The 12,068-nt window shown below is 65.4% G+C and carries 10 protein-coding genes; 4 read left to right on the forward strand and 6 right to left on the reverse strand.

Annotated features, from left to right (window positions below; genetic code table 11):
• The 6 genes from glyA to acs all read right to left on the reverse strand — a co-directional run.
• On the reverse strand, window positions 1-850 hold an 850-nt coding region (gene glyA / locus NFW30_RS12450), incomplete at its 3' end, for a serine hydroxymethyltransferase (protein ID WP_295372186.1).
• A gap of 158 nt (window positions 851-1,008) precedes the next feature.
• On the reverse strand, window positions 1,009-1,278 hold the full coding sequence (locus tag NFW30_RS12455; RefSeq protein WP_295352019.1) for a DUF4212 domain-containing protein: 270 nt from the start codon (window positions 1,276-1,278) through the stop codon (window positions 1,009-1,011).
• Window positions 1,279-1,350: 72 nt separating this feature from the next.
• A complete protein-coding gene (locus tag NFW30_RS12460; RefSeq protein ID WP_295352021.1) occupies window positions 1,351-3,387 on the reverse strand; it encodes a VC_2705 family sodium/solute symporter in 2,037 nt (678 codons plus the stop codon).
• A 12-nt stretch (window positions 3,388-3,399) separates the two neighbouring features.
• Window positions 3,400-4,113, reverse strand: coding sequence for a 3'-5' exonuclease (locus NFW30_RS12465; RefSeq protein WP_295352024.1), 714 nt, complete (start codon window positions 4,111-4,113; stop codon window positions 3,400-3,402).
• Between the two features lie 2 nt (window positions 4,114-4,115).
• Entirely contained in the window at window positions 4,116-6,026 is a 1,911-nt protein-coding gene (locus NFW30_RS12470; protein ID WP_295352027.1) for a DUF294 nucleotidyltransferase-like domain-containing protein, read from the reverse strand.
• Window positions 6,027-6,213: 187 nt separating this feature from the next.
• Window positions 6,214-8,178 (reverse strand): acetate--CoA ligase, encoded by a 1,965-nt coding sequence (acs, locus tag NFW30_RS12475; protein ID WP_295372189.1) that lies wholly within the window; start codon window positions 8,176-8,178, stop codon window positions 6,214-6,216.
• A 251-nt stretch (window positions 8,179-8,429) separates the two neighbouring features.
• On the opposite strand from acs, the gene NFW30_RS12480 reads away from it, so the two are divergent.
• From NFW30_RS12480 to murI, 4 genes are all read left to right on the forward strand, one after another.
• The gene (locus NFW30_RS12480) at window positions 8,430-8,987 is read left to right on the forward strand and encodes a TIGR00645 family protein (RefSeq protein ID WP_295352033.1); all 558 of its coding nucleotides are present in this window, start codon (window positions 8,430-8,432) and stop codon (window positions 8,985-8,987) included.
• Between the two features lie 61 nt (window positions 8,988-9,048).
• The gene (locus NFW30_RS12485) at window positions 9,049-10,569 is read left to right on the forward strand and encodes a fumarate hydratase (RefSeq protein WP_295352035.1); all 1,521 of its coding nucleotides are present in this window, start codon (window positions 9,049-9,051) and stop codon (window positions 10,567-10,569) included.
• A gap of 167 nt (window positions 10,570-10,736) precedes the next feature.
• Window positions 10,737-11,081, forward strand: a complete 345-nt coding sequence (locus NFW30_RS12490; RefSeq protein WP_034937833.1) for a RidA family protein — start codon at window positions 10,737-10,739, stop codon at window positions 11,079-11,081.
• Between the two features lie 213 nt (window positions 11,082-11,294).
• On the forward strand, window positions 11,295-12,068 hold a 774-nt coding region (gene murI, locus NFW30_RS12495; protein ID WP_295372192.1), incomplete at its 3' end, for a glutamate racemase.

Here is a 12,068-nt window from a genome sequence, read left to right on the forward strand (position 1 = left end):
AATCGCGGAAAGCCGGCGTCAGCGCCTCCTTGAAAGCCACCGCCTTGGCCGCGATGACATGCATCAGGGGACCGCCCTGCAACCCCGGGAAGACCGCCGAATTGATCGCCTTCTCGTGTTCCGCCTTCATCAGGATGACACCACCGCGGGGACCACGCAGCGTCTTGTGCGTCGTCGACGTGACGACGTCGGCACAGGGAACCGGGTTGGGATAGCAGCCGGCAGCGATGAGACCCGCATAGTGCGCCATGTCAACCATGAAGATCGCCCCGATTTCCTTCGCCACGGCGGCGAAGCGTTCGAAATCGATGCGCAGGGAATAGGCCGAAGCACCGGCGATCAGGATGCGTGGCCGGTGCTCGCGTGCCAGCGCTTCCATCCGGTCGTAGTCGATCGCCTCATCCTTGTCGAGGCCGTAGGCGACGACCTTGAACCACTTGCCGGACATGTTGAGGGGCATGCCATGCGTCAGGTGACCTCCTTCGGCCAGACTCATTCCCATGATCGTGTCGCCCGGTTTGGCGAAGGCCATCAGGACGGCCTGATTCGCCTGCGAACCGGAATTGGGCTGCACGTTCGCTGCCTCGGCGCCAAAGAGCTTCTTCAATCGCTCGATCGCCAGCTGTTCCGCAGCATCGACGTGCTCGCAGCCACCGTAATAGCGCTTGCCGGGATAACCCTCGGCGTACTTGTTGGTCAGTTGCGAACCCTGCGCGGCCATCACGGCATGGCTGACGTAATTCTCCGAGGCGATCAGCTCGATGTGCTCCTCCTGGCGGCGGTTCTCGTCCTGGATGGCCTGCCAGATCTTGGGGTCTACCTGCGCCAGGGTGTCTCTGACTGAAAACATCACATACGCCTCACGAGCCTTGAAGGGAGCCGGATTGTACCATGCGCCGCGGCGGGGAAAATCGCGCTGGCTCGTCCCGGCGCCTGCTGTGGCAGCGCCCACCCGGGAGCAGCAAGCGGGACCGGCAGTCCTGCCCGCGGATGCCGCCCGTTCAGTTCCTAATCCTCGCCTTCGGCATCCGCGACACCATAGTCAAGGTCAAGCGCGTTCATCCGCCGCGCGTACCACCAGATGATCAGCAGGTAGGTCAGCGGTGCTCCCTGGGCTCCCATGTAGAAGCCAAGCGGCATACCCAGGAACAGGATGTGCTCGAGCTCACGCGCAAAGAAACTGATGACGAAGGAGACGAAGAACCACAAGCCGAGAAGCCATGCCGTCAGGCGAAGGTTGCGGTGCCAGTAGGCGCGCTGCCGCTCATCGAGCCGCATCGTCACCCACCAGGCGCCATCCGCCCTGCCGGGAACGGGCAGAGCTTCGCCCAGCCGTCGACCGCCGGCCCGTCAACGGTCGAACTCCGGGTAGCGAACGCTCTCGACGAAGTCCTGCGTCTCCCTGCTCGGTGGCTTGTCCAGCAGGCTGACGACGACGATCGTCGCGAAGCCGGCAGCGACGCCCCAGACGCCAGCCGAGGTCGACTGGATCCCGAGCCATGGCTCCATGCCGATGCCCTGGATGTGCAGCCAGGGGATCGAGTCGAACTGCACGCGGACCAAGTAGTAGAGCGTCACCAGCAGACCGACCAGCATGCCGCTGACGGCCCCGGCACGCGTCGCCCGTTTCCAGAACACGCCGACGATCAGCGCCGGGAACAGCGCCGAGCCGGCAAGAGAGAAAGCCCAGGCGACCATGAACAGGATCGTCGCCGGCTTCTGCGATGCGACCGTGGCTGCCAGCACCGCGACGACGAGCAGCAACGACTTGGAGACGACCAACCGCCACTGTGTCGTCGCCTGCGGGCGAAAGACCTTGTAGTACAGGTCATGCGACAGAGCGCTGGCGATCGTCAGCAGCAATCCGTCCGCGGTGGACAGCGCGGCCGCCAGCGCGCCGGCCGCCACGAGACCGGAAATGACGTAGGGCAGGCCGGCGATCTCGGGCATCGCCAACAGGATCACATCCGGGTTGAGCACCAGTTCCGCCAGCTGCACGATACCGTCGCCGTTGATGTCCTCGATCGACACCATGCCGATCTTGCCCCACGAGCTCACCCACAATGGCAGTTGCGCGATCGGCGAGCCCACCAGGTGCGAGTAGATTTCATGCTTGACGAAGGCCGCATAGGCCGGCGCCGTCAGGTACAGCACCAGGATGAAGAGCAGCGACCAGAACACCGAAAGGCGCGCTTCGCGAACGCCGGGCGTCGTGTAATAGCGCGTCAGGACGTGCGGCAAGGCTGCCGTACCGATCATCAGGCAGAAGACGAGGGTCAGGAAATTCGCCCGCGCCACCTCGTTCACCGACTCACCCCCGCTTGGATAGGCGGTCATGTGATGATCGGGATCGACTCCCCGCTGCGCCGCCTGGCGCATGTGTGCCTCCCAGTAGTTGCGCGCGTCTTCGCTGGTTCGCGGCAGTTCCCGGCGCTCGCGTTCAAGCGCCACGATCTCGCGCATCTGTGCGTTGTCGTTCTTCAGAGCGTTGATCCTTGCCGCCAGCTCGCGTCGCTCCTCGGCAAGCGACTCGGGGAGCGACAGGATGCGATCGTGGTAGGCATCGGCACGTTCGCGGAACAGGCGGCGCGCCTCGATTTCGCCGGCATCAACGAAGATTCTCTCCTCGAGCGCCTGCACCTGCTGCAGCACGCCGCCATAGGTCAGCTGCGCCAGGGGAAGTCCGGTCACCTGGTGGGAGAGAATGGTCACCGGAACCAGATAGGCGACCATCAGGATCGCGTACTGCGCCACCTGCGTCCACGTCACGGCACGCATGCCGCCGAGGAATGAGCACACCAGGATGCCGGCGAGACCGACGAAGACGCCGATCTCGAACTGCAAGCCGACGAAGCGGCTGGTGATCAGGCCAACGGCGTAAATCTGCGCAACGACATAGACGAACGATGCCAGGATGGTCGCCAGGACTCCGACCACCCGTGCCGGATTGCCACCATAGCGGGCAGCGAGAAAGTCCGGGATCGTGTATTGGCCAAAGCGGCGCAGGTAGGGTGCCAGCAGCAACGCCACCAGGACGTAGCCGCCGGTCCACCCCATGACGTAGGCCAACCCCTGATGGCCCGACAGGTACAGCGTTCCCGCCAGGCCCATGAACGAGGCGGAGCTCATCCAGTCGGCGCCGGTGGCCATGCCGTTGAACACGGCCGGCACGCGTCGGCCGGCGACGTAGTATTCGGCAACGCTGGTGGTCCGCGCCAGGACGCCGATCGTCGCGTATAGGAAGATGGTCAACAGCAGAAAGGAGTAGCCGATCCAGCGTGGCGGCATGCCGTAACGCTCGAGCACCGCCAGCATGAGGACGAAGGCGAAGAACGCGACCGTGTAGGACGTGTAATAGCGCCGCAGCCGCACCGTGTAGTCGGCCATCGCCGGCCCTCTCTAGGCGCTCTGATGCATGTGCCGGCGCGCCTTCTCCAGTTCGCGCAGGCTGGCCGGGGTGTCGACTCCTTTGCGGGCGGCATGGGCCACGGCAATCTGCATCAGCTGCGCGGTGGCAAAGGCGTCCGACAACGCCTCATGGCGTCGGATGCTGGTGATGCCGAAGTGATCGAGCCAGGCGTCGAGCCGCTCAGGGCCGGCATCGAACTCGCGGAAAAGGTCGGGCAGGATCCATGCCAGGTCCAGCCACGGCAGTCGCAGCCGCAGCCCGAGATGTTCCGCCAGGGTCCTCTGCAACAGCCTTCTCACGAAGCGGGCGTTGTAGGCCACCATGGGCGCCTTGCCGACGAAAGCGAGGAAGGAGATCAACTCATCCGCCAGCGGCGAGCCGGCCTGCGACCCGGTCGCCGCGACGTCCGCCGACGGCGCAGGATTCACCCCCGCAGCCTGTCCTTCCAGCACCAGTCGCCAGGCATCCTGGAAAGAGACCTGGCCATCGACCACGGCCACGGCGGCAATCGCAAGCAGACGGGCAGTGTCTGGATCGCCACTGCTCGCCTCGACATCGATCACCACGTAGCGACAACGATAGTGCGACCGCCGCAGGTCTGCGTCGGGCAATTGCTGCCAGCCACCCAGGAGCTGCTCCTGCCGGGCCGTCAGGGCCACACCGGGAGTGCTTCGGGCACCGAGAATGCGCGAGAACCAGCTCATGCTCAGAGTTGGTAATCGAGTTTGAGGCGAGCCTGCAGCTTGCGCGCCTGGCGGAAAGCCTCCTTCAGGACGCGCCGCTCGATCTCGTTCAGATCGTCCGGCCGGATCAGGTTGTCGCCCGGGCGCCCATGCTCCTGCTCGAAATGCTGGTGACGCAGCCGCAGAAGCTGGATGAAGTTGAAGCCCTCGATGCTGGCCGCCAGGTCGTCGGTGCCGATGTTCATCACGGCACCGGCACGCCGCAGCCTGTGCACGGTGTTGGTCGCCTCGACCGCATTCGCCATGGCAAAGACACGCGCCGCGTCGGTGAACAGGCGGACGCCATAGGTCTTCAGGTCGATGGTGCCGGGATGCTCCGGGTCGGTGCTGGTGACGAAGTCGCGGATCCGTCCGAGAGGTGGCGCCACGCTCAGCGCATTCTCGGCCAGCATGCGCAGGAACAGCGGATTGCCGCGCGTCTGCCGGAACAGCTCCAGTCGCAGCCGGTGGGCGAGATTGAAGCGGCCGAAGAGCGGACGGAAATCGAAGAAGATCGTTGCGTTGAGCAAGGCCTGCGGCTCCGGCATCCGCACCCAGCGCGCGAACCGTTCCTCCCACTCCTCGAGGGTCAGGCAGAGGTCCGGGTTGCTCGCCATGATGTTGCCCTTGCACAGCGGAAATCCACAGCGATCCAGGTCGGCGTTGACATCGCGCGCAAAATCGAGGAAGCGCAACTGGGTCAATTCGCGATCCATGATGTCGGTGCAGATGAAGACGATCCCGTTGTCCTGATCGGTGGTGAAGGTCTGCTCATCCCGCCCCTCCGAACCGAAGGACAACCAGGCCCAGTCGATGCCATAGAGGTCGTGCCGCTCGAGATTCAGCTCGATGATGCGGCGCGTCACGGTGTCGTTGAGGGTGGAGATGAACTGCGTGATCTCCGCCGCGCCGACGCCTTCGGCAAGCATCGTCAAGGAGAGCTGCCGTACGTCGCGCCGCGCATGCTGCAGCACCTCGACGCTGTTCGCGGCATCGATCGCATGTCGAATCTGCCGCAGCCCCGCTCCCTGCAGCTTGAACAGATCGCGCTCCGAAACCACGCCGCGCAGGCGACCGCCCTCGTCGACCGCAAGCACATGGCGAATCCCGCGCATCGCCATCAACAGGGCCGCGTCGTGCGCATTCGCCGCCAGGGGCAGGGTAGCCGGCGCCGGCGACATGACGCTCGCGATCGGCTGCGCGAGCGACGCGCCGGGAAGAACGATGCGTTTGAGGACGTCGGACAGGGTGAAAATGCCAACCGGCACTTCCTGTTCGTCGACCACGACCATCGAACCGAGGTGCCGCTCGGCCATCAGTTCGACGACTTCGCGAATCGCTGCGGTGGTCGGCACCGCAACGGCTTCCCGCTTGACGACTGCCGCAAGTGGCGAGTTCATCGTCTTCTGCTCGGCGGCGCGCTGCGCGAACTGCAATTGCAGTTGCTGCTGCGACTGCTTGAGGAGGCCGGCGATGTGCTGCGTACAGAACAGGTTGAAGGCCGAACTCTTCTGCGTCAAGGCAAAGAAGTCGTCCGCTGGCAGCTCATAGCAGAAGACCTCGTCGACCGCCTCGTAGGAGCCGAAGGTCGGCCTCTGCGCCATCAGGGCGCCGATGGCGAACGCTTGTCCGGGGCCGAGCGTCGACGACGTCGTTTCGCCGCTGCCGAGGCCGACGGTGGATTTCGCCCGTACCCGTCCACGGTGGATGATGTACAGGGCGGGCGCGACACCCATCTCGGTCGACAGGATGCGCGCACCCTTCGGGTAGTGCTGGAGCCGGACACGCTCGGCAAGGAAGCGCAGTGCCGCCGCCTCCATCTGCTCGAAGGGCGGGTAAGCCTGCAGGAACCGAATGCACGCAGAAATGAGCGTGTCGACCGCACTGGTGCTCATGCTGCTCCTTGATCGGCACGAATGAAACGGCCGCCACCGTTGGCACCGGCTGGGCATACCCGCTTCGCGGCCGCCGCTTCGGGTCCAGGGCCCGAACAGCACCCGGCCCGTTCAGGCTTCGCTGGCGGAGAGCGGCAACCGCCACTCTCCGCCACCGCCGGCAGCCTTGCTGCGCAGCCCCGCTCGCTCAGCCGCGCAACTGCTCGAGGATCGCCGGGTTTTCCAGCGTCGAGACGTCCTGCGCAACCGTGTCACCCTTGGCCAGCGAACGCAGCAGGCGCCGCATGATCTTGCCGGAACGGGTCTTCGGCAGGTTCTCGCCAAAGCGCAGATCCTTCGGCTTGGCAATCGGGCCGATCTCGCGTCCGACATGGTCCTGCAACTCCTTGACCATCTTCTTCGCTGCTTCACCAGTCGGGCGCGGGCCCTTGAGAACGACGAAGGCGCAGATGGCCTCCCCGGTCAGATCGTCGGGACGACCCACCACCGCCGCTTCGGCCACCATCGGATGCGACACCAGCGCCGACTCGATCTCCATGGTGCCCATGCGGTGACCGGAGACGTTCAGCACGTCGTCGATGCGGCCGGTGATGGTGAAGTAGCCGGTGTTGAGGTCGCGGATCGACCCGTCGCCGGCGAGGTAGAGCTTGCCGGCGAAATCGTCCGGATAGTACGACTTCTTGAAGCGCTCGGGATCGCCCCAGATGGTGCGGATCATCGACGGCCACGGCCGCTTGACGACGAGCAGGCCGCCCTTGCCCCAGTCGAGCTCGGTACCGGTCTCATCGACCACCGCCGCCTGGATACCCGGGAAAGGCAGGGTGCAGGAACCGGGCACCAGCGGCGTGACGCCGGGCAGCGGCGTGATCATGTGGCCGCCGGTCTCGGTCTGCCAGAAGGTGTCGACGATCGGGCAGCGACCACCGCCGACACTGTCGTAGTACCACTGCCAGGCTGCCGGATCGATCGGTTCGCCGACCGTGCCGAGCAGGCGCAGCGACGACAGATCGTACTGCGTCGGAGCGACCGCCGGATTCGTGTCGGCAGCCTTGACCAGCGAGCGGATGGCGGTCGGCGCGGTGTAGAAGATGCTGACCCGGTGCTCCTGGATCATCTTCCAGAAGCGACCGGCATCGGGATAGGTCGGAATGCCCTCGAAGACCATCTCGGTCCCGCCACAGGCCAGCGGGCCGTAGGCGATGTAGGTGTGACCGGTGACCCAGCCGATGTCGGCCGTACACCAGAAGAGGTCGTCGGGCTTCAGGTCGAAGGTCCACTTGGTCGTCACGATGGCGTGCAGCAGGTAGCCGCCGGTCGAATGCTGCACGCCTTTCGGTTTGCCGGTCGAACCCGAGGTATAGAGCAGGAACAGCGGGTGCTCGGCCTCGACCCACTCCGGCTCGCAGACGTCGGACTGACCGGCGATGACGTCGTGCCACCAGATGTCGCGGCCGGCAACCATATTGCAGGCGCCGCCGGTGCGGCGAAAGACGATCACGTCCCGGATCGACTCGCAGCCGCCCAGGGCGATGGCCTCGTCGACGGCTGGCTTGAGCGGCGGATTCTTGCCGCCGCGGCATTGCTCGTCGGCGGTGATCACCGCCACGGCACCGGCGTCGTTGATGCGATCACGGACCGACTGCGCCGAGAAGCCACCAAACACGACCGAGTGGATCGCACCGATGCGCGCGCAGGCCTGCATGGCGACGATTCCCTCGACGCCCATCGACATGTAGATGAGGACGCGGTCGCCCTTCTTGATGCCGCGCGCGCGCAGGCCGTTGGCGAACTGGCTGACCTGCGCCAGCAGCTGGCGGTAGGTGACCCTCGTCACGGCGCCGTCGTCGGCCTCGAAGACGATCGCCACCTTGTCGCCAAGACCGGCTTCGACGTTGCGGTCCAGGCAGTTGTACGAGGCGTTCAGCGTGCCATCGGCGAACCACTTGAAGAAGGGGGCATTGGACTCGTCGAGAACCTGCGTGAACGGCTTCTTCCAGGAGAGGTGTTCGCGCGCCAGCCTGCCCCAGTATCCGGTGTAGTCCTTTTCGGCCTCGGCACAAAGCGCCTTGTAGGCGTCCATGCCGGAAATGGTCGCCTGGTTGACGAACTCGGCGGAGGGCGCGAAGAAGTTTACGGCCTCGTTCAGTGACATGTTCCATCTCCTCTGATTTATGGTGAACGACAAGCGACTCGAACACAGACAATGACGTCGCCGGAGCGCGACGCGCCAGCAACCGCGACGCACGGCCTCACCCCCGTGGCTGCCTGCAGGAACGCCAATCGCAGCCGATTAGACGCCGGAAATCTTACACCCCACTTACACGGCGGCGATTCCCCGCATGCGGCAAAAGGGTCAATCTTTGGTGCTAGAATCCGGCATCCCGATCACCCCCTGGCAAGCCCATGAGTGCCCTCAAACCGACCATCGACCGCCTCGAAACGTTCATCTTCTGGAGCCGCTGGCTGCAGGCACCGCTCTACCTCGGCCTGATCATCGCCCAGTGTGCCTACGTGTACCTGTTCATGCTCGAACTCTGGCACCTGATCCACAACCTGTTCTTCAGCAGCACGCGCATCACCGAGACCGAGGTCATGCTCGTCGTCCTCGGTCTGATCGACGTGGTGATGATCGCCAACCTGCTGATCATGGTCATCATCGGCGGTTACGAGACCTTCGTCTCCCGACTCGATCTCGAAGGTCACCCGGACCAGCCCGAATGGCTGTCGCACGTCAATGCGGGCGTGCTGAAGATCAAGCTGTCGACGGCGATCATCGGCATCTCCTCGATCCACCTGCTGAAGACCTTCATCAACGCCGAGAACATGAGTGAGCACACGATCAAGTGGCAGGTCGTGATCCATGTCGTCTTCCTGCTTTCGGCGCTGGCGATGGCGTGGGTCGACCGGCTCATGACGACGACGGTGGCGCTGGGCAAACCGTCCCATGGCCCGCGTCACTGAGAGTGAACCGACATCCGCAGCAGCAGCAAGCACGCTGCCATTCACCGAGAGAGAAGCTCAAATGACCACGATCAAGCAGGAAGACTTCATCCAGAGCGTTGCCGACGCATTCCAGTACATCAGCTACTATCATCCCCTCGACTACATCAAGGCCTTGGGCGCCGCTTACGAGCGTGAGCAGAGCCCGGCGGCGCGCGACGCGATCGCCCAGATCCTCACCAACAGCCGCATGTGCGCCGAAGGCCACCGTCCGATCTGCCAGGACACGGGAATCGCGGTGATCTTTCTCAAGGTGGGCATGGATGTCCGCTGGGACGCCAGGCTGTCGCTGCAGGAGATGTGCGACGAGGGAGTCCGCCGCGCCTACGACCACCCGGACAACAAGCTGCGTGCATCGGTCCTGCTCGACCCGGCGGGTACGCGCCGGAACTCGCGTGACAACACGCCGGCGGTCGTCCATTTCGAGATCGTCCCCGGTCACCATGTCGAGGTCATCTGCGCTGCCAAGGGCGGTGGCTCGGAGAACAAGTCCAAGTTCTACGCCCTCAACCCGTCGGACTCGATCGTCGATTGGGTTCTCAAGACGGTGCCGACGATGGGCGCCGGCTGGTGTCCACCGGGCATCCTCGGCATCGGCATCGGTGGCACTCCCGAGAAAGCCATGCTGCTCGCCAAGGAATCGCTGATGGCGCCGGTCGACATGCACGAACTGATCGCCCGCGGAGCCAGCAACCGTGTCGAGGAGCTGCGCCTGGAACTGTACGAGAAGGTCAACGCGCTCGGCATCGGTGCCCAGGGTCTGGGCGGCCTGACCACGGTCCTCGACGTCAAGATTCTCGATTATCCGACGCATGCCGCCAGCCTGCCGGTGGCGATGATTCCGAACTGCGCGGCGACGCGCCATGCACACTTCCACCTCGACGGATCCGGTCCGGCGGTGCTGACGCCGCCTGATCTCGATCAATGGCCGAAGGTGAACTGGACGCCCAACACCGAGACTTCGACGCGGGTCAACCTCGACACGCTGACACCGGCGGAAGTCGCTGCCTGGAAGCCGGGCCAGACCCTGCTGCTGAACGGCCGCATGCTGACCGGCCGTGACGCGGCTCACAAACGCATCCAGGATATGCTGGCGCGTGGCGAGACGCTGCCGGTGGACTTCACCAACCGCGTCATCTACTACGTCGGACCGGTCGATCCGGTGCGCGATGAGGCCGTTGGCCCGGCCGGCCCGACAACCGCGACGCGCATGGACAAGTTCACCGAGATGATGCTCGCCGAGACCGGCCTGATCTCGATGGTCGGCAAGGCCGAGCGTGGGCCGACGGCGATCGCCGCGATACGCAAGCACCGCTCGGCCTACCTGATGGCCGTCGGTGGCGCCGCCTACCTGGTCGCCAAGGCGATCCGGACAGCGAAGGTGGTGGGCTTTGCCGACCTCGGCATGGAAGCGATCTACGAATTCGAGGTCAGGGACATGCCGGTGACCGTGGCGGTCGATTCGACGGGAGAGTCGGTGCACGAGACAGGACCACGGGAATGGCAGACGAGGATCGGCAAGATCCCCGTCGTCGCCGCCTGAAGCCGGGCGGGCGCGCCGGCGACGCGCAGCGGGCGCCGATCCGTTGCGCGACCGGGCCCGGCGGGCGGTTGCCGGAGCGACGGTGCGGGAGGGCACCGTCAGGACGCGCAGGCGCCGCTGCCACTGATGAAAAGGAACGATGACCGTCGGCTCACGGAGGAGGAGGCATGGCGATCGAACGGCACGGAACGACGCAGCGTTATTCGGACATCTGCGCTTACGGCAATACCATCTATCTGGTCGAGACCCCGCAGACGCTCGACAGCAATGTCGCCACCCAGACGCACGAGGTCCTCGCCGGAATCGAGAAGCTTCTGCAACGGGCCGGCAGTGACAAGTCCCGCCTGCTGATGGCGACGATCTACCTGCGCGACATCGAGGACAGCATCGCCGTCAACGCGGTCTGGGACCGTTGGGTTCCGCGGGGAACGGCGCCGGTGCGAGTCTGCGTCGAGGCCAGGATGGCGCACCACGATTTCCTGGTCGAGGTGGCCATCGTTGCCGCGCGCTAGCCGGCCGCAAAGCGCTCGGGTACGAACGGTGGCAGGCGCGTCGACGAGGCGGCCGCCTGCTGCCAGCGCGACGGGCGTCAAGGCACACCGGCTCGCGGTCAAAGCCAGCGAGGCGCACCGGTGGCGGCGACCGCCTCTACGGCGGGACGTCACCGGCGCCAAGACCAGCTCCCCGATCGTGAAGGCACGAGCGACGAGCTGCTGCGGTCCGACATGATCGGCATCTTCGACAGCGGTCTGGGCGGCCTGTCGGTTCTCGCCGCCATCGCCCGGAAACTGCCGGCAGCCGATCTCACCTACCTCGCCGACACGGCGCACCTGCCCTACGGCAACAAGGAGGATGGCTACATCCGCAGTCGCGTCCTGCAGATTGGCCGCAGGCTGGTCGACGACGGCTGCGGGGTCATCGTCGTCGCCTGCAATACGGCGACCGCGGCTGCGGTGGCGGCCTTTCGCGAGCATTTTCCCGAAGTGGCGGTGGTTGGCGTCGAACCCGGGGTCAAGCCGGCGGCCGCTCAGTCGCGCAGCGGCCGCATCGCTGTCCTGGCAACCGAGTCGACGGCGCGCAGCGAGCGGCTGGCAGAATTGATCCGGCAACACGCCGGATCGGTACGGGTGCATGTCGAAGCCTGCCCGGGCTGGGCGACGCGTGTCGAGACGCTGCACCTCGACGACCCGCATTTTGCCGCCGAGGCGCGCCAGCACCTGACCCCGCTGCTCGAGTGCGGGGTGGACCAGATCGTTCTCGGCTGCACGCACTACAGCTTTCTGGCACCCGTTCTGCAACCGATCGTCGACCAGCGGGCGGCGCTGGTCGATGTCGCCGAAGCGGTCGCCCGCCAGTGCGTCCGCCTGGCCGGTGCTGCAGCACTCGGCAGCGGTCGCCTGACGCTGCTCGCCACGGCCCACCCCGAGCGTCTGCAGGCGGCGCTGCCGGCACTTGGCCTCGGCTGGCTGCGTCACCGCCTGTGCAGCGCCGCCCGCCTG

This window comes from Accumulibacter sp., assembly GCF_023806635.1.
In the GTDB taxonomy this organism is placed as follows: Bacteria; Pseudomonadota; Gammaproteobacteria; order Burkholderiales; family Rhodocyclaceae; genus Accumulibacter.

Bases quoted from the DNA above. Each gene is read 5' to 3' on its own strand.
- NFW30_RS12485 (WP_295352035.1), top strand. From the start codon at position 9,049: ATGACCACGATCAAGCAGGAAGACTTCATCCAGAGCGTTGCCGACGCA.
- acs (WP_295372189.1), bottom strand. From the start codon at position 8,178: ATGTCACTGAACGAGGCCGTAAACTTCTTCGCGCCCTCCGCCGAGTTC.
- NFW30_RS12455 (WP_295352019.1), bottom strand. From the start codon at position 1,278: ATGCGGCTCGATGAGCGGCAGCGCGCCTACTGGCACCGCAACCTTCGC.
- NFW30_RS12490 (WP_034937833.1), top strand. From the start codon at position 10,737: ATGGCGATCGAACGGCACGGAACGACGCAGCGTTATTCGGACATCTGC.
- NFW30_RS12470 (WP_295352027.1), bottom strand. From the start codon at position 6,026: ATGAGCACCAGTGCGGTCGACACGCTCATTTCTGCGTGCATTCGGTTC.
- NFW30_RS12465 (WP_295352024.1), bottom strand. From the start codon at position 4,113: ATGAGCTGGTTCTCGCGCATTCTCGGTGCCCGAAGCACTCCCGGTGTG.
- NFW30_RS12480 (WP_295352033.1), top strand. From the start codon at position 8,430: ATGAGTGCCCTCAAACCGACCATCGACCGCCTCGAAACGTTCATCTTC.
- NFW30_RS12460 (WP_295352021.1), bottom strand. From the start codon at position 3,387: ATGGCCGACTACACGGTGCGGCTGCGGCGCTATTACACGTCCTACACG.